The organism is Paenibacillus sp. sgz302148 (genome assembly GCF_056120465.1).
Map to the genome: position 1 here is coordinate 46,920 of NZ_JBVYOJ010000022.1, position 20,156 is coordinate 67,075.

Annotated in this window: 6 protein-coding genes; 4 read left to right on the forward strand and 2 right to left on the reverse strand. The window is 53.1% G+C overall.

Annotation, left to right across the window (positions count from 1 at the left end):
* Positions 1-274: 274 nt before the first annotated feature.
* Both AC0LWM_RS26770 and AC0LWM_RS26775 read left to right on the forward strand, forming a co-directional pair.
* Positions 275-7,441 carry a DUF6765 family protein gene (locus AC0LWM_RS26770; protein WP_474678088.1) on the forward strand — a complete coding sequence of 2,389 codons (7,167 nt, stop codon included), beginning with the start codon at positions 275-277 and terminating at the stop codon, positions 7,439-7,441.
* A gap of 39 nt (positions 7,442-7,480) precedes the next feature.
* Complete coding sequence (locus AC0LWM_RS26775) at positions 7,481-16,156, forward strand: Tc toxin subunit A-related protein (RefSeq protein ID WP_474678089.1); 8,676 nt, start codon at positions 7,481-7,483, stop codon at positions 16,154-16,156.
* Between the two features lie 62 nt (positions 16,157-16,218).
* Here AC0LWM_RS26775 and AC0LWM_RS26780 read toward each other — a convergent pair whose 3' ends face one another.
* The gene (locus tag AC0LWM_RS26780; protein WP_474678090.1) at positions 16,219-17,073 is read right to left on the reverse strand and encodes a LysR family transcriptional regulator; all 855 of its coding nucleotides are present in this window, start codon (positions 17,071-17,073) and stop codon (positions 16,219-16,221) included.
* 191 nt (positions 17,074-17,264) lie between these two features.
* On the opposite strand from AC0LWM_RS26780, the gene AC0LWM_RS26785 reads away from it, so the two are divergent.
* Positions 17,265-17,897: an NADPH-dependent F420 reductase gene (locus AC0LWM_RS26785; RefSeq protein ID WP_474678091.1), complete on the forward strand. Its 633-nt coding sequence runs from the start codon at positions 17,265-17,267 to the stop codon at positions 17,895-17,897.
* A gap of 23 nt (positions 17,898-17,920) precedes the next feature.
* Here the strand turns inward: AC0LWM_RS26785 and AC0LWM_RS26790 are convergent, their stop codons facing one another.
* Entirely contained in the window at positions 17,921-19,138 is a 1,218-nt protein-coding gene (locus AC0LWM_RS26790) for an MFS transporter (protein ID WP_474678092.1), read from the reverse strand.
* A 76-nt stretch (positions 19,139-19,214) separates the two neighbouring features.
* Here AC0LWM_RS26790 and AC0LWM_RS26795 point away from each other — a divergent pair, with 76 nt between their 5' ends.
* Positions 19,215-20,066 (forward strand): SDR family oxidoreductase, encoded by an 852-nt coding sequence (locus AC0LWM_RS26795; protein ID WP_474678093.1) that lies wholly within the window; start codon positions 19,215-19,217, stop codon positions 20,064-20,066.
* Positions 20,067-20,156: the final 90 nt, after the last annotated feature.

A 20,156-nucleotide genomic window follows, 5' to 3' on the forward strand; every position in this document is an offset into this window, starting at 1 on the left:
CTTTTTTTTATGCATTTGGAACTAATAGCGTATGACAAATCATGATGACATCGAGCGATTTCAACATAAAAATGACATGACATCCATTCTATGAATTGAGTATTTTAACATCTATCGAAATGGAAAAAGTAGGGATATAATGGCGGTGATTAGAGTCTGGGCCGTTTAAGGAGGTTGAAACCGTTTATTTTTTGAAGAGCTTATCGCTGGGAGTAGAACGAGATCGATAAAGTAGTTTTAGTATAAATGCCATTTTTGAATGGGGAGGTAAATCATGAATCGTTCGGACAAACAAGAAACAAAATCGGAACAGGGCACGGACGGCGGATTCGGAGAAAGTCCGTTTTCGGCGATTGCAATGCCGAAAGGAGGCGGAGCGATCCAAGGAATTGGGGAGAAGCTTACCGTCAGTCAAATGACGGGAACGGCTTCGCTGCAAATTCCGATTCAAGTTACTCCCGGCCGGTCCGGTTTTTCTCCGGAGCTCGCGCTGTCCTACGATTCGGGATCGGGCAACGGTCCGTTCGGCTTAGGTTGGAGTCTGTCCGTTCCGGCTATTACCCGCAAAACCGACAAGGGACTGCCCCAGTACCGGGATAGGGAGCAGTCGGATACGTTTCTTCTGTCCGGCGTGGAGGACCTTGTTCCGGCAGCGGATAACTCCGGCGACAGTATCGAGTGGGTCGAGACGGAATCCGGCAGCTTTAAGATAAGCCTTTACCGTCCGCGAATCGAAGGTGCCTTCACTCGAATCGAACGGTGGGAGCATGCCGATACCGGCGTACTTCACTGGCGCACGATTTCGGGCCATAACACGGTTCAAGTATTCGGCCGTTCGCCGGATTGCCGAATCGCCGATCCGAAGGATTCGTCGAAGGTCTACTCTTGGCTGCTCGAAGAGTCTTCCGACAGCAAAGGCAACCTGATCCATTATGTGTACAAGCAAGAGGACGGCGAAGGCATCGACCGCAGCATGGTTTGGGAAAAAAACCGTTCCGTCGATGCAAACCGTTATTTGAAAAGGATTTTCTACGGAAATCAAATTCCGTACGTCCGAGGCGGCTGGTTGTTCCAAGTCGTGTTCGATTACGGGGAGCATGATTCCGGTGATCCTACGGTTGAAGAACGGCGATCATGGCTTGTTCGCAAGGATCCGTTCTCCAGTTTTCGTCCCGGATTTGAACTTAGGACGTACCGTTTATGCCGGCGCATTCTGATGTTTCACCAAATGGATGCATTAGGCGATCGTCCTTATCTTGTCCGGTCGGACGATTTGGGCTATTCGGAACGGACGGACGCGACGCTCTTAGCCGATTTTACCCGCAAAGGGTACAAAAAAGACCCGGCTACCGGCAGCTTTGGCTCCAAAGCGATGCCGCCGATTGAGCTCGAATATTCTACAGTTGTTTTTAACGAAGCGATCCATACGATTCAAGTTGCGGACGCGGAGAATGCACCCATTGGACTGGATGGGACGGTCTATCGATGGACGGATTTGGATAGTGAAGGGATCAGCGGGATTTTGACCGAACAAGCGGAAGCGTGGTATTACAAGCGCAATCTCGGCGACGGTACGTTCGCTCCTCTGGAGGCTGTGGCTGCAATCCCGTCCGGTGCGAAGCTTAACGGAGGGAAAGCGCAGCTCATGGATTTGGCCGGAGACGGGCGAACCTATGCCGTACAGCTAGGCGGGCAAACCCCGGGCTATCAGGCAAGGAACCATGACGGCTCTTGGGAGCCATTCACGGCATTCCCTTCGCAGCCCCACATTCCATGGAACGATCCGACCTTGCGTTTTATCGATCTTACCGGAGACGGACATGCCGATCTGGTTCTATCGGATCAGAACGTATTTACGTTCTATCGTTCGCTAGTCAAGGAAGGTTACGACCAAGGGCGGCAGCAAGTGTTGTGGGACGATGAGGACAAAAGTCCCGTGCTTCTGTTCGCGGATTCGGCCGAAACGGTGTTCCTGGCAGACTTCAACGGCGACGGATTAACGGATATTGTGCGCATACGCTGCGGCGAAGTGTGTTATTGGCCGAATATGGGCTACGGCAATTTCGGCGCCAAAGTGACGATGGACAGTCCGCCACAATTCGATTATACCGATCAATTCGATCCGAAACGGATCAAGCTGTTCGATATCGACGGTACCGGTCCTGCGGATATTCTCTATCTGGGTTCGGGGCAAATCACGGTTTGGCTGAATCAATCGGGCAACGGCTGGAGTTCGCCGGAACGGATTAATGGCTTGCCGCAGACGAATGCACTGAGCTCGATATCGGTTGTCGATTTTCTCGGCAACGGTACGGCATGCATCGTATGGTCGTCATCTCTTTCCGTACATTCGCGGCAGCCGATGCGGTATATCGACTTGATGGGCGGCCGCAAGCCTAACTTGCTGACCGTAGTCCGCAACAATACCGGTGCGGAATCAACGATTGAATATAGCGTGTCGACCCGATTCTACTTGCAGGATCGTGCAGCGGGCACGCCCTGGGTAACGAAGCTACCGTTCCCGGTCCACGTAGTGGAACGGCTGTCGGTGTACGACCGAATCGGGAATACGCGGCTTGTTACGAAGTACGCGTACCACCACGGTTATTATGACGGGACCGAACGGGAGTTTCGCGGCTTCGGCATGGTCGAGCAATGGGACACGGAGGAATTGTCGTATTTGCAAAATCCCGTTCACGGACCGATTGCCGACAACTTGGAGGAAGCGACTTACGTTGCGCCGATCTTGACGAAAACGTGGTACCATACCGGCGCTTATTTCGAACGGCACGATCTAGCGCGACAGTATGCGAAAAGCTATTTTAGCATTGGTTCGGAATCTGTGGGTAAACCGATGCTCCCCGATCCCTCGCTGCCGGAAGGCCTGAATACCCAGGAGCTGCGCGAAGCATGCCGTGCGCTTAAAGGATCGATGCTGCGCAAGGAAGTATATGCGGAAGACGGTTCGGCCAGAAGCGGAGTTCCTTATTCCGTGTCCGAGCAAACGTATTCCGTTCATTGCGTGCAGCCGCAAGGCTCCGGCAAACATGCCGTATTTCATCCGCGCTTGCGCGAATCGGTCGATTATCAATATGAACGCGACCAAGCGGACCCAAGAATCGGTCATCGGCTGAGTCTGGCCTACGATGAATTCGGGAACGTGCTGCAAAGCGCCGAAATCGGTTATGGGCGCCGCCTCGCGGATCCGCTGCTTTCCACGCAAGAGCAGGAGCTTCAGCGAAGAACGAAAATCGTTTATGAAAAAAACGAGTATACGAACGGTCTCAATCTTTTAAACGTGTATCGCACGCCGCAGCTTTGGGAAACGCGAACGTACGAATGGACCGGATTAAACGATCCGGATGAAAACGGCGGCTTGTTTTCTTTGGATCAACTATTGAAAGCAGCCGGCACTAGCGAAACGATATCTTTTGAATGCGAGCCGAACGGTACGCTGCAAATCCGCTTGATCGATTGTTCCCGGTCTTTGTATTACAACGACGATTTGTCGGGGCCGCTTGACTGGGGTCAGCTCGGTTCCTCGGGAATAACCTATACAAGCTACCGGATGGTATATACGCCCGGGCTGCTCGGACAAGTTTTCGCCGGCAAGGGAGCGGAGACGGTACTGGAAGGCACAGGCGGTTATATGTTCTCAGGCGGGGTTTGGTGGGCCCCTTCGGGTAGAACCGAATATGACAAAACGGATTTTTATTTGCCGGTTCGATTTATCGATCCTTATGGCGCCGTTTCGTTTATCGCTTACGACGAATACAGGCTGCTGGTGCGCCAATCGATAGATCCTGCCGGAAGCGTAACGACGGCCGTCAATGACTATCGCGTCATGCAGCCGGATATGGTTACGGATCCGAACGGAAACCGGTCGGCCGCCGTGTTCGACGAGCTTGGCGTCGTCATCTCGACGGCACTCATGGGGAAGGAAGGGCAATCGGAAGGGGATTCCCTGGAAGAACCAACGACGATTACGGCGTACGACCTGTTTCAGTGGATGTCGGCGGGCAAACCGAATTACGTCCATTCCATGCAGCGGGAAGAACACGGCAATCCGCTTGGTCGATGGCAGCAAACGTATGTTTATTCCGACGGCTTTTCCCGCGAAATCATGAAGAAGGTCCAGGCCGGACCTGACCTCTCGCGTTGGGCGGCGACAGGCCGGACATTATGGAACAACAAGGGAAATGCGGTAAAGCAATACGAGCCGTATTACAGCGCTACGCATTTGTATGAGGACGACCTGGAGCTGCGGCAATGGGGCGTTACTCCGATTATGGAATACGATCCGCTCGGCCGGTTAACCGGGATCCGTCATCCGAACGGCACTTTTAATAAAGTCGAGTTCCATGCATGGCATAAAATTGTGTGGGATGAAAACGATACGGCGCCCGAAAGCCGCTGGTACGCGGAGCGTATGGCTCCCGGCAGCGCGGAGGCCGAGCGGCGAGCCGCTAAGCTGACGGAGCTTCACGCGGGAACGTTCAGCATCGAGCATTTCGACGCGCAGGGCCGCACCGCGATATCTTCCGTTCAGAACGGGGAGGGCGTATGGGTCCGCAACCGCACCAATACCGATATCCGGGGCAATGTCTTGTCGGTTACGGATGCGCGAGGTTTTATGGCGTCAGAACAGTGCTTCGACATGTTGAACAGGCCCGTTTATTCGCACAGCCCCGATGCAGGAGAGAGATGGACGCTGCACCGCGCTGCGGGAGAGCCGATACGGGAATGGAATAGCAGAGGGTATTGCTACAGCCGGGAATACGATGTGCTGAAGCGGATGACCCACTTGTTCACGGCAATTCCTGCAAGCGAATCCCGTGCAGGAGAATCTAGCGGGATAGAGCGGACAGAGCTGCTGCTGGAGCGGATTGTTTATGGCGAGAGCTTGCCGCAGGCGGAAGCGAAAGAGGGCAATATGCTGGGGAAAGTTTACCGCCATTACGACCAAGCGGGAGTGGTCACGAACGAAAGCTACGATTTCAAAGGCAACCCGGTCAATATGCGAAGGCAGCTGGCTGCCGGATACAGGTCGGAAACGGACTGGTCACTTCTAGCAGGGATTGAGGACCCGAGGATAATGGAAAGCTTGTCGCGGCCTTTGCTCGAAACGGAAGAGTTCGTTTCGACTTCCAGATACGACGCCATGAATCGCTTGACTCGGCAAACGGCACCCAATCCGGAGCATAGCGAGGTCGGATACGCGTACAATGACGCAGGTTTGTTAAACGGCGTCAACGTTCGGATTCGGGACGATTCAGAATGGACATCCGTCGTCGCGAATATCGAGTATAACGCAAAAGGACAGCGTACCCTTATCGCTTACGGCAACGGGGTACAGACCGTTTATGAATATGCTACGGATACGTTCAGGCTCACCCGAGCGCTGACGACCCGCCCGTCCGCCGGACCGCTTCAAGACCTTCGCTACACGTACGATCCTGTCGGCAATATTGTCGAGCTGCGGGATCATGCCCAGCAAACGGTTTATTTTAACAATGCAGTCGTACAGCCGCACAGCGCTTACGAATACGACCCGTTGTATCGATTGGTTCATGCGGAAGGCCGGGAACATGTCGGTCAAAATGCTGAAGTTCAACAGGATCACTACGATATGCCTCGGAAGAAAGCAACGCATGCGAACGACGTGCAAAGCATGCGCCATTACACGGAACGGTTCGAGTACGACGCCGTAGGCAATCTGTTGCGGATGATTCACCGGGCCGACGGGACGAGCTGGACGCGAAATTATGCCATTTCCGAACATCGAAACCGGCTGGAATCGATACGATTGCCGGGAGACCCGGATGACGGCCCGTATAGCGAAGTTTATGGCTACGATGCGCACGGGAATATGACCTCGATGCCGCATTTGCGGAAGCTCGGCTGGAATGCATATGACCGGCTCGGCTTCGTCGAACTCGGAGGCGGCGGGTCTGCGTATTATGTATACGATGCCGTCGGCAAACGAGTGCGCGCCGTCGTCGAAAGGACGGACGTCTATGCCGAGGAACGGATTTACTTGGGTCATTTCGAAATATTCCGCAAACGAACGGGCGGCGGCGTGAAGCTGGAGCGGCAAACGCTGCACATGATGGATGGAGATAAACGGGTGGCCATGATCGAAACGAAAACGATCGATGCCGATCATCCTGCCCTAGTGCCCGCACCCGTCATCCGTTTCCAGCATAGCGATCATGCGGAATCGTCCAGAGCGGAAACGGATCACGAAGGACGAATCATTTCCTACGAGGAATATCACCCGTTCGGAACGACGTCATATCATGCCGTGAGCGGCAGCGTGGAAGTGAGTTTGAAGCGTTATCGCCATGCGGGGAAAGAACTCGACGAGGAAACGGGGTTGTACGACTACGGATCGAGGTATTACGCATCGTGGCTCGGCCGATGGATTAGCTGCGACCCAGCCGGTTTCGTCGACGGCACGAATATGTACGCTTTTGTCCGGAACAATCCGGTCACGTTATCCGATAAAACGGGCATGTATGCCGAGGCGGGCCATTTTTACACCGTTTATTTCGTGTCGCTCGCCGCAGGCTTCAGTCCGGAGGTAGCTTATCGGAATGCCTTTTACGCCCAGATGCCGGATGAAGTTCATGAGTTTGATGCCAAGGAACTGGAGATCGATTATTTGTCTTCTCTCGGGATGCACGTAAGTGCAGCTCTTGAAGAAGTTAATCGTAAAAAAGCGGAGATGGGTCGATCACTCGACGATATGATGCGTTCCATCGTGGATCTGCCACCGAATTTTGGCTCCATACCGCTAGGGGAAAACCAAAGCAGGTTAATCGGAATGAAGGAGAACAGGGATAATGTCCAAACTGGACTGCATACGTTAACGGGCGGAAGCACGGCCTATGAGCGGTCGTTCCGGGAGAGCAATATCAGGAGTTTGACCCCAGGGACGCTGGAATTCGGATTTAACCTTCATGCCTACGGTGACAGCTTTGCACATTCTACATTCAACAATGAAGGCGTTTTTTATGAACCGGGGTTAGGTCATGCCGTCGAAGTGTTCTCGAGCAGAATTAGCGGAACCTCGCCTGATGAAATCGTGCGCAGGAAAGAGCTTTACTACGATTATGTGGATCATTTGTACCAAGTTTTGTCGGATATGGCAAAAGCACAAGGACTGACTCCGCGATTATCGAAAGAAAAGGTTCGGGAGATGGCGGAAATCATTTCGTTCCGCAGAAACGATGAAAAACAGATCGAAGTCATCAGGGCACTTACGAAAGTCATGATGGGCGTGGAAATGAAAGAATATAGCCCTGAGCTGGAAGACGTACTTCATATGGAGGATTTTGCTTTGCGGCATCCGAACGAGGTTTCGGATCCCGACGATGCGCTGCAAAGAGGTTTGGTTAAATCGAATGCGTGGAGCAAGCAAGGAAGCACGGGCCGTTAAAAAAAAGCGGCCCAATAACATCAGTTTGGGGGATTGAGCATGGAAACGACGAATCGGCTATTTACGGTGCAGGGAAAAATTACGCTGCCTGACGGGACTGCACTCAACCGAACCAAAGTTGAACTCTATCGTAAATCGTTTCGTACCGAAGAAAAAATCGGAGAAACGGCTACGGATCGCCAAGGTTTATATGCAATACATTATCCATTCGATACTTCCGGCAACCCGCAGGGGGACGGAATGCATCTGATCGTGCGAATCGTTGGCGGGGAAGGAACGATTATGGCCGCATCGCCGATCCTCTTCAATGCGGGAGAAACGGAAACAATCGATCTAGTCGCGGAGGTGCCGGAGAACGGGAATCGAACGGAGTTTGAACGGATTGATCAGGCACTGGCACATGAAAAGGATAGTTTTGCCGCCGAGCGGTTGAGTCATGACGATGTATTGTTTTTGGCAAAGCAAACTTCGTTTTCGACCGGGCAAATTGAAGGGTATGCAACGTCGGTTCGGCTATCGGCGGAAACCGGATTGCCTGCGGAATTGTTTTATGCGTTTGCCCGGTATCATCTCCCGATGGAGGTGCCCGAATTGGCGGCTCAGCAGGCAAATACACTGCGGGAAGCAATCGAGCATGCTGTCAGAAGCAGCATCGTCCAAGTAACGTTCCGGGATCAAATCGACTCGTTGATTGAACGTCTGCACCGGCTGCCGCTTGAGACGCGCAATGCGGCAAGGAGAGGGTTGCTTAAGGACGACGGGCTGGGGTCGCTGATCCAAGCGGCAGGGCTGCCGCAGGAGAAACATCAACAGTTGATTGCCTTATATTCGGCGCATGATGGAGGAGCGGAGTCGTTTTTGACGATGCTTCAAGCCGATTCGCAGATGAAACCGGATGCTGAACGGATCGAGTTTGCCTTGCAGCTCGGATCGCTGACTGATCAGAACCTTTCCCTCGTTCAGGCCGTCATGAGGCTGGCTGACGGTAGCGAAGGGCAAATCCAATCGATTCGCGACCTGGTTCGGTTAAGCGAACAGGAATGGATGGACTTGCTCCATTCCGATGACTCACATCGAACATCCGGCGAATCTTACCGCCTCGCCGCTGTTTCCGGAGCGGATGAAACCCACGCACCGATGGACGCGGACGCCTATGTCCAGACGATCGTTCGAACGCTCGAGAACGCCTACCCGACGGCAGCCGTCGCCAAAAAAATTAGGCGTGACGACGGCGGCACGTTCGGCGTTGAGGTTGCCGATTTCCTGGAACTCCATCCCGAATTCGACTTGCGTAAGACACCCGTCGATTCGTTCTTGTCCGAAATCCAAGCCCAAGAAGGCACGTCACGGTTATCACGCAAAACGGATTCTCCGGATTTGTCCGGCAAATTAAAGAGCATGCAGCGCGTATTCCGTCTCGCCCCTTCTTATGAATCGATGAGCGCGCTGATTGAAGACGGGGTTCATTCCGCTTACGGCATCGCCCAGATGGGAAAAGGCGTTTTTATCGAGCGTTACGGCGAACGGCTGGGGGGAGAAGCGCAAGCATACGACATTTATGCCAGGGCATCTCAGGTGACGGCTACGGCGCTAACGTTGTTCGGCCAATACCATGAGGAAGCGAACGCCGTTCAGTTCGCCGCTACGGCTGCAAATACGAATGCGGTTTCCGCAGGTTCGCTGCCGAACTGGAGCGAAATGTTCGGTTCGCTCGAATGGTGCGATTGCGATCAATGCCGCACGGTTTACAGCCCGGCCGCTTATCTCGTCGATATCCTTCATTTCTTGTCGAAGTGCCCGGCCGATCGCGGCAGCGCGCTGGATGTCTTGCTTGGGCGGCGTCCGGATATCGCCAAAATTCCACTATCGTGCGATAACACGAACGTGCTCGTACCATACGTGGATCTCGTCAATGAAACGCTTGAAAACGCCGTTTCCCCGGAAACCGCCGTATCGGCCAACAACACGACCCGCACGGCCGAAGAACTTGGAGCGAGCCCGGAGTATGTCAATACAGGGGCATATGACCGTTTGGCCCGGCAAATCTATCCGTGGAATCTTCCTTATGATTATTGGCTGGACGAATCGCGGATTCATCTCGAGCATTTGGGAATCAAGCGGGATGCATTAATGGCCGCATTTCGTCCGTTCGGCGAATCGTCCGCCTCGGCCGAATTGGCTGAAGCCGCCGAGCTGTTGAACATCTCGATGTTCGAATGCGGCATCATTGCCGGGAATGCGGCGAATCAAGCAGAGCTTTGGAAATATTGGGGATTTACTGAGGAAAAAATCGCCGGCACGTTATGGACCGAGACGTTAAGCTCCGTCCCGAATCTGTTGCAGCGTTCAGGCCTGTCTTACTCCGAATTATCGGAGCTGTTGAACGCCCGTTTCATCAACGCCAGCGGCACGATGAAGCTTTCGTTCGACGGCGCGACTTGTTCTTTGGACAAAGCGCGGTTGACGGGCGCATCGGCACCGGCATTCGGCCGCATGCATCGATTTGTCAGGCTGCAGCGCAAGCTAGGCTGGACGATGGAGGAGCTGGATAAAACGATCGCGGCCGTTAACGGCGGCGTGCTCGATGAAGCGCTGATCATTCGTCTTGCCCGTTTGGTCCGCCTGTTGAACAAAGTCAAACTGCCACTCTTGCAAATGCTTGCCTGGTGGGCGCCTATCGACACACGTTACATTCCTGAATGGGAGAAGTGTTTGTATGATCGGCTCTTCCTGAATCCATCCGTCGTATCTCCGGTGGATCAAGCGTTTCGCTTGAAGGAGCCGGAGCGGAACGAACTGGCCGACACGTCCGGAAGCTTGCGCGCGCATTTGCCGATTTTGCTCGCGGCGTTCGAAATGTCGCAAGCCGAGTACGAGCAGCTGTCCGGCGCGTTTTTGGCCGACGACCGGCTGAACTTGTCGAACCTGTCGGTCCTGTACCGGAACGTTTCACTGGCGCAGGCTATCGGATTATCGATCGGGGACTATGTATCCATGCGGAAAATGATTACCGTCGATCCATTTGCCCTCGGGGACAAAACGGTCGTCGAAACGCTCCGCTTCATCTCCTATGTCGAGGAAATGAAGCAAATCGGTTATACGGTTGGCGAATGGACGTATTTACTGCTCCATCAGCGGAACGACGGAGGAATCGGGGAACCGTTCGAGCGGCAATATATCGAATGGCTCGAGACGATTCGGAGCCGGTTGAAGCAAATCGCGGATGATTACGCCGTCGCTTCGGACCCGCAAGGAGTATGGACTGCGGGTACGCTCGCCGCCATGTTCCCGCAAGACATCGCCGAAGCGATCGTTCAGGTCATTGTGCAGCCGGACTTGGGGGACGAACGCCAATTGTCCATCATCGACAATTATTTCGCAGAGTTCATCGACACGGCTGAAGCGAAAACCATTCTGTCGATGGAGCCGAATAAAGAAGTCCGCTTCGAGTGCTTCTTAGGTCCTTTGGTTTCGACAAGAAAAAATCGTTTGAGCGTCTTGGCCCTTCAAGAGTTGTTATCTGCGTATTTGTCGCTTAGCCAGGAAGCGGTCGGACCGCTGCTGTTCCAGTTCGTTCATTCGCCGGTAGAGCCTCGCGCAGCAATTGGGATCGAGCTTACTCAGGCAGCCTTTATCAACAGCGATGTTCCGATTTCACAAGTCGCATTCCCGTCACAATACCGATCCATCGTGCTGCTGGATAAAATCGCTTCGTTCATTCATCGACTCGCTTTGACGCCGGCAGAAATGAACTATTTGTTCGCCAAGCCGAGCTGGATCGATATGCCGAATTGGACGGCGTTCCCGGTTGAGCCTTGCAGCGTTCCGCCTGTGGCCGCCGAAGACATCATCCGTCTGCATCGTTTGGTGGTATGGCGCGATGGGTTAACCGGCCCAAGAGACTGGTACGCCATGTTCACCGAGCTGCACCGCCGCCAGAACGACAACGCAGTACCGGAGGAAGCGCTCAAGCACTTGTGCCGGCTCACCGGCTGGAAACTCGACGAAGTGAGAACGTTGGTCGGCCCGGATGGCCTGCAGCTTCGTTTCCCGGCGGATTACCGGAATACGCAATGGGTGCTGCGACTGAACGAAACGTTCGCTCTACTTCGCCAATCCGGGGTTATGGCATCGGAAGCGAAATCATGGGCACTGCCCGTTCTGACCGTTAATGAAGCGCGTTCGATCAAGCAGGCGGTCAAAGCAAGATACGACCGCGATCAGTGGCTGTCCGTCGCCAAGGCGCTCAAGGACCCGCTTCGTGAAAAGCAGCGCACGAAACTAGCGGATTATTTAATTCACCAATACGGCCTCTACCATGCCGACGATCTATTTTCGCGTTTCCTAATCGATGTGGAGATGAGCGCGGTTCAGCAAACGTCGCGGATCAAACAGGCGATTTCGTCGGTGCAGCTGTTCGTGCAGCGCTGCTTCATGAACCTGGAGCCGCAAGTGAAACTGAAGCCGGAAGTCGCCCAAGACTGGAAAACGATGAAAAATTACCGGGTTTGGGAAGCGAATCGCAAAATATTTTTATACCCGGAAAACTGGGTGGAACCCGATCTTCGCGACGACAAATCGGTTTTCTTCACCGAGCTGGATCACGAGTTCATGGAGAACGAGGCGACGCAGGCTACCGCCGAGAGAGCGTTCATGAATTATTTGCACAAGCTCGACCAGGTGTCTTGGCTGGAAATATGCGCGATGTATCACGACCACGAAGATCGCGGGGATGGAAGGTCCAACGATATTCTTCACGTTTTCGGAAGAACGCGGAACAGCCCTCATGTCTTTTATTACCGCAGGTTCGAAAACTCGTTGTACTGGACCGCATGGGAGAAGGTCGACGTCGATATCGAAGGCGAACACCTGTTGCCGGTGATTTTTAAAGGCAGATTGTATCTGTTCTGGCCGATATTCACTTCGGCTGCCGACAAAAGGCCATTGACCGCACAAGGGGAGCTGCCCAAAATGTATCTTAATGTTGGGCTTGCTTGGAGTGAGTATCATCTTGGGAAATGGTCGCCAAAAACAGTTACAAACGCCAACTTCGAGATGAAAAACCTGGATTACAAAAGCAATCAACTGTTGTTCCATTCCGTCGTTAATGAAAACAACGATTTACTGATTATTGCAAAATTTTTGTACGGCGGGGGATACACGTATTATCACTCATTGTTTTATTTCAAGCTAAGTAACCCCAACGGACAAATCGATTCTTATGCGATGCCGACTGACTTGATGTATATGCGCTACCCGCTCCCTGTATGGTCGGAAAATTACAACAACTACATCGTAAGTCAGAAAGAATATGCCACCGGAACAGTCGTAATTCCGATGGAAGAATATTGGCAGGGTTATCCTTACCGAATGACGGATATTATGAAATTCACGGAATATTTTAAGATCGTATTCCCGCAAAACAATATCTGGTTTGACGGAACACGTCCGTTTTTTTACCAGGACGGCCGAAAAATGTTGTTTATTACTTCACGCAAGCATTACGGAACGACGGCAGGCTTAAGCTTAACGAACAATTTGCCAGGCGAACGCCTTTCCGACAGGCTGGAGGTTCAACAGATTGCAGGGAATGACGCCATGGCAAGCTTCGGAACGGCGCTTGGATCAGAACATCAAGAAGTCGTGTTCCATACGGCTTATCACCCTTTCGTCAGCGACTTCGTCGAAATCTTGTCTCGGCGCGGCATCGACGGACTGTTGCAGCTTCCGGTGCAAAGCGTCACGCGCGATTACTTCGAATCGATGTATAATCCGAACCCGGATAATGTCGGGACGCCGTATCCGGCGGATACCGTCGATTTCACGACAAGCGGCCCTTATGCGTTGTATAACTGGGAATTGTTTTTCCATACGCCGTTCATGCTCGCAAACCGTCTGAGCAAAAATCAGCGGTTTGAGGAAGCGCAAAAATGGTTCCATTATATATTCAATCCGACCGACGGAACTGCCGGTTCGACGGAACGCTTCTGGAAGCTGCTTCCGTTTTATCGAAACAACGCCCGCTTCTCCATCGAAGAATCGCTGCTTCTGCTGCATTACAACGGCAACGATCCGGAGACGCTGCAGCGCAGGGATGAGCTGCTGAAATTGATCGCCGCCTGGAAGAACAACCCGTTCAACCCGCATCTGATCGCGCGGATTCGCATTTCGTCGTATCAAAAAGCGGTCGTGATGAAGTACTTGGATAACCTGATCGCCTGGGCGGATCAATTGTTCCGGCAGGATACGATCGAATCGATCAACGAAGCGACGCAGCTGTATGTGCTTGCCTCGGAACTGCTTGGTGACAAGCCGCAATACGGCGTCAAACGGCCGAATGCCGTCGTCAAATCGTATGCCGACATCGCGCCGGAACTCGACGCGTTCTCGAATGCGCTCGTGCAGCTGGAAAACGCAGTGCCGGCACTCGTTGCGGACGCGGCGCAGGATACGTCGATGCCGTTATTAATGTCCGCGGGAACCGCGCTTTATTTCAGCATTCCGCCGAACGACAAGCTGCTCGCTTATTGGGATACGGTCGCCGATCGACTGTTCAAAATCCGTCACAGCATGACGATCGACGGCGCCTTCCGCCAGCTGCCGATGTTCCAGCCACCGATCGATCCCGGCGTTTTGGCCAGCGCGGCGTCGTCCGGCGTCGACATCGGGGCCGCCTTGCAGGATGCATACGCTCCGCTGCCGCATTACCGGTACGCGATGATGGCGCAAAAAGCGGCCGAATTATGCGCGGAGGTCAAAACTTACGGAGGGGCGCTGTTGTCCGCGCTGGAGAAGAAGGACGCGGAGAAGCTGTCGCAAATCCGTTCCGGGCACGAGGCGAATTTGCTCTCCGCGATGGTGCAGACGAAAGAATTGCAAATCGAGGAAAACCGGGAGGCGATCGAAGGATTAAAGCTGTCCCGTCAACTTGCCGAAGCGCGTCAATCGTATTATAAAGCATTGATTGATCAGGATAAGAACGTGTATGAAACGAACCAATTGTCACAATTGAACGAAGGGAACTCGTTCCAGCACGTCATCATGCGTTACGAGCTTGCCGCGCAAGCGGCGACGCTGATTCCCAATTTGACGTTCGGCACTTCGGGAGTCGCAAGTCCGGTCATTACCGCCGCATACGGAGGCACGAATTTGTCCATGGCCGCCCAGGCATATGCCCGATATTTGGCCTATAAAGCCGGTCAAGAGAACTTCAAAGCGAACAAAAACTCGATCCTCAGCTCGTTTGAGCGGAGAAAGGGCGATTGGCAACTGCAAGCCGAACTGGCGGAGAAGGAGCAAGCCCAAATCGACAGGCAAATCGCCGCCGCGCGGGTCAGATTGTCGCTCGCCGAGAAGGAGCTGCTCCAGCAGAGGCTGCAAATCCGAAATGCCGTGGAAATCGACGCGTTCATGAAGTCGAAATATACGAACGCGGAGCTTTACGAATGGATGGCCGCCCAAACGTCCTCGTTATATTTCCGTTCCTACCAGCTCGCTTACGATACGGCCAAACGGGCGGAACGCGCATTGAATTACGAACTGGGCCGGGAGAAAACGTTCATCAAGTTCGGCTATTGGGACAGCATGAAGAAAGGGCTGCTTGCGGGCGAGAAGCTGTTCGGCGATCTGAGACGGATGGAAATGGATTATCTCGACCAGAACAAACGCGAGTACGAATTAACGAAGCATGTTTCGATTGGGTTGCTGGATCCGATCGCTCTTACGATGCTCAAGGAAACCGGCGAATGTTATGTGGATCTGCCGGAGAGCGTATTCGATCTCGATTATGCCGGTCACTATATGCGCCGCATCAAGTCGGTGAGCCTTTCGATTCCGTGCGTGACCGGGCCGTACACCGGCGTCAACTGCACGCTCACCTTGCTGCAAAGCTCGATCCGGAAGTCGAATCTGCTCTCGGGCGGCAAGTATGCGAGAACATCCGGCGAAGACGGACGCTTTGTCGACAGATTCGGCATCAATCAATCGATCGTAACGAGCGGCGCGCAAAACGACAGCGGTTTGTTCGAAACGAACTTCCGGGATGAACGTTATTTGCCGTTCGAAGGCTGCGGAGCGATCAGTCGTTGGAAGCTCGAGCTACCGGATGCATGCAACGCCTTCGATGTCAATACGGTATCGGATGTCGTGCTGCATATGAAATATACAGCCAGGGAGGGCGGAGGCCAGCTCAAAAAAGCGGCGATGGAGGAAGTTGTTGTGGCGCAGCCCGGTAAGGAGCACATGCTCATGCTGTCCGGTAAGCACCATTTTTCCGTCGAGTGGCATCGGTTCTTGCATCCGTCGGCAGGTCAAGAAGGGCAATCGCTCAACATCGATATCGCGGAGAAACAATTTCCTTATGCGCTTCGCAGCAGGACGGTCCAAGTATCCCGGGTCGAAATGTTTCTGAAGCTGCGCGACACGTCATCCTATGCCAAAGGAATGCCGCTGAAGCTTTATGTCCATGCGGCGGGAAGCAGTGCTGACAAACCGGCTGAGCTTATCGCTGACCCTGTCTTTGACGGACTGCCTCATGTTGCACTGAAGACGGACAACGCAGGTCTAGGATCGTGGAGCTTCGCGGCCAAAGAGGAAGATGTCGCGGCGCTTGCCGATGTGTACCGTACGAGCGAAACGATTGGGGATAAGGTTCATCATCGGTTGGATGCGAAGGCAATCGATGATTTATGGATTTTACTGCATTATCATGCGTGATTATTGAGCTTCATGGAAGAGAGAGGGCGTTAACCGCACCCTCTCTTTTTTTTATTTCGATGCTATTTTTTCCTGAAATAAGGGAGCAGCCGTTTTCCTAAATCGTCCGTCAAGGAAATGAGCGCGATTGTCCGTTTGGCTTCGGAATCTTGCACCGGTATAACGTCCAGGTTCGGATTTTGTATATGATTGGCGACGATTTCGGGAATAAATGTAATCCCCGCACCGGTCGCGACATAACCGAGAATGAACTCGCCGAAATTGACTTCGGTTTTGATTTCGGGCTTTGCGCCTTCCCGTTCGATCAGCCGGGTGAACAGCTGCCGGATCCGGCAAGGGTGCGGATGAACGATCAAAGGCTCCGCGGCCACCTCCGTTACGGATATTTCTTTGTTGCCCGATAACCTATGATTGGCGTATAAGGCCGCATAATAACGTTCTTCGAATAGATCCGCATTCCAGACGGAAGCGTGAACCGGCAGCCGTTCGCACACAGCGGCGTCCACGGCGCCGGAGTTCAGCATGTCGTACAGCTCGTGCGAAGAATGGGAGACGACGATTTCCGCTTCGATATTTCGCTCTCCGAGCGCAAATACGATTTCGGGCATATAATAGGCAGCCAGACTCGCGAGCGTTCCCAAGCGAATTTTCCGGACGCCATGCATATTCGAAATTTCGGCACGCACTGCCAAGAGCTCGTTATAGAGAGGGGCCAATCTTCTGAGAAGAGCCTCGCCGGCATCGGTTAGCTCCACGCCTGCCGAAGAGCGTTTGAATAACGAGGCCCCGAAGTAATTTTCCACGCTGCGAATTTGTTTGCTTAATGCCGGATGCGTCATGTTCAGTTTTTCGCTTGATTTGGCGATGCTTTTTAGTTTTGCCGTCTCCAGGAAGCTTTCAATATACTCTATGTTCATCTGCCGCACCCCTCTGAACACATTTTTAAACCTAAGCATATCAAATCGATGATTTAATGAAAAGCAATGGTCGCAGGCGAGAATCCATAACGGATGCAACTTTTGGTGTTAGGGCTGCAAAACATTCGAAGTTCCCGCATGCGGCTGCGAGGCGTAAGATTTCTCTATCGACATAGAGGAGTTGATCATTCATGAAAGTAAGCGTTATTGGAACAGGCCGCATGGGGAAAGGACTCGCGGGCGTACTTGCGCCGGTCGTCGCCGATTTGATGTGGGGCTCGCGAACGTTTTCGAAAGTGAAGGAACTTGTAGAGCAGCACGAATATACGAACGTAATTCCGGTAGAGGCGAGCCAAGCGTTGGAGGCGGATGTGATCTTTCATTCGCTGTGGTTTCGGGATTTGCTGCCGTGGGTCGACAAGCATGAAAAAGCGCTGAAAGGCAAAATCCTGGTCGACATCGTGAATCCTTTTACGGAAGACTTTAACGATTTTACGACGGAATGGGGAATCTCGGCAGCGGAATTATTGCAGCAAGCGATTCCGGGTACAAAAGTGGTCGGCGCATTTAAAAATACGTTCTTCAAAGTTCTTGAGACTCCTGTTCACAAGGAGCAGGTGAGCGATGTTTATGTTACATCGGATCATGAGGATGCGAAAGAGACTGTCATGCGACTCTTGAAGGGCATCCCGTTCCGGGTGCTTGACGGCGGTGCTCTGAAAAATAACCGTACCATCGAACGGATGACGTTATTCGAGCGCGAATTGGCAATCCGCTACGGTACGTATCCATACGTGTCCTTTCAGTTGTTTGGATTAAACTAACGATGAAATAAGCGCCAGGTTAGTTAACCGGCTTTTTTAAGATAATTCCGATCTTTTTTGACCCGAATCCATTTGACCGACACGATACAGCTGGCCAGGAGCACGATCGCGCCGAATAAGTACGGCAAATTCATATGAACATCGAACAATATCCCCGCTAGCGCAGGCCCGAAAATATTGCCGAGACTCATGTAAGCATTGTTCATCCCCGCGACGAATCCTTGCTCTTCGCCGGCTTCCTTGGACAATAGCGTGTTGATCGTCGGACGCATGATGTTGTTAAACGTAAAAAACAGCATCGTGATCAGCATCACGTAATAAAAATTTCCCGAGAACAGCATGAGCACCAGTGAAACGGCGGACAACAGGAGCGTACAGTTGACAATGGCCTTTTCCCCGAACCGCTTTGTGAGCCAGTTGGTGAAGACGACTTGGTTGAACGTACCGATCAAGGAACAAACGGTTATAAGGATGGCGATATCGCGTGTCGTGAATCCGTAGCTCTGAACGACAAACAGCGGAAAGATCGCTTCGAAGTGAGTAAGTCCGAACGTAAGCGCAAAAACGATCAATAATAAAACGAAGTACCGCGATTTAAACGAAAGCGCGAGCTGGCGGAAAACACTTTCCCGTTTCTCGTCCGATTGACGCCGTTTCAGACGCAATTCCGAAGACAGAGACTCCGGCAATAAAATAAAGCTGCACAACATCGCCAGAAGACCGATTCCAGCGGATGCGTAAAATGGAGTCCGAATCCCGAATTCAGCGAGCAAGCCCCCGAGACCCGGGCCGATAATAAATCCGGATGACATGGAAGCCCCGAGCCAGGACATGCCTTTGCCACGCTGTGCGTCTGTCGTAATATCCGCGACATAGGCCATGATGGAAGGGATTAAGGCGGCCGCGCCGATCCCGCCGATCAACCGCGATACGTACAGCAGCCACAAATCGTTAGCAACGGCTGCCAGCAGATTGGACAAAGCGAATAAGAAAAGTCCGAGCACGATCATCGGTTTGCGCCCGAATTTGTCGGACAAATCCCCTGCCACCGGCGAAAACATAAATTGCGTCAAGCCGAAGGCGGAGACCAGGTACCCGGCCGCTTGGCCGCCGGCGTCGAATTCCTTCAGAAATTCCGGAAGAACCGGAATGATCAGCCCGATACCGAGCATCGCCAGAAACATGTTAATCAACAACAACGGAAGTGAAGTCTTGGAAGTCACGAATGTTCTCCTTTGCATGGGTTGAACTGAAATTTCTATTATACAAGGATGATCGATGATGTCAATACATAAGGATAGGAAAGGAGGTGACGGCATGTTCGAACCAGGATTGTTGAAGAATAAAGTTGTCCTCATTACGGGTGGCGGAACCGGATTAGGACGCGCGATGGGCGAAAAGTTCCTGTCGCTCGGAGCGAAGCTCGCCATTGCGAGCAGACGGGAGGAGGTGCTCGCACAGGCGGCCGCCGAGATGGGGGGCGAGGACAAGGAAGTCATCCATACGTGCTGCGATGTTCGGGACCCGCAGCAAGTGCAGACGATGATCGAGTCCGTGGAACGTCATTACGGCTATATTGATGTGCTGATTAACAATGCGGCCGGCAACTTCGCGAGCCCGACGGAGCTTCTTTCGCCTAGAGCGGTCGATGCGGTGCTGAATATCGTTTTGCACGGCACATTCTATACCTCGCTCGAGCTGGGTAAACGGTGGATCGAGCAGGGCCGTGGCGGAACGATGCTGAATATCGTGACAACCTACGCATCCACTGGCTCTGGATTCGTTGTGCCTTCCGCTGCCGCGAAGGCAGGCGTGCTTGCTCTTACGCGATCGCTCGCCGTCGAGTGGGCGCGATACGGCATTCGCCAAGTCGCCATTGCCCCCGGATTGTTCCCGACCGAAGGGGCATGGAGCCGACTGGTCCCAACGCCGGAGCTGTCGGAGAAAATCGTGGAACGCGTCCCGCTGAAGCGCGTCGGCGACAAAGAGGAATTGACGAACCTAGCCGCTTATTTGATTTCCGATTATGCCGCATATATCAACGGCGAGGTCATTACGATCGACGGGGGCGAATGGCTCCGCGGCGCCGGTCAATTTAACGATCTTCTGGACTTGACCTCGGAAGAATGGAGCGAGCTTTCCGCATTAACGCGCAAGGGGAAGTCCTGATACTGCTATATGACAAAAGCTGCCGTTGACGGCGGCTTTTTGCATATAAGGAACGATGCTGATCGTGAACAGGAACTTGCCCTGAGACCA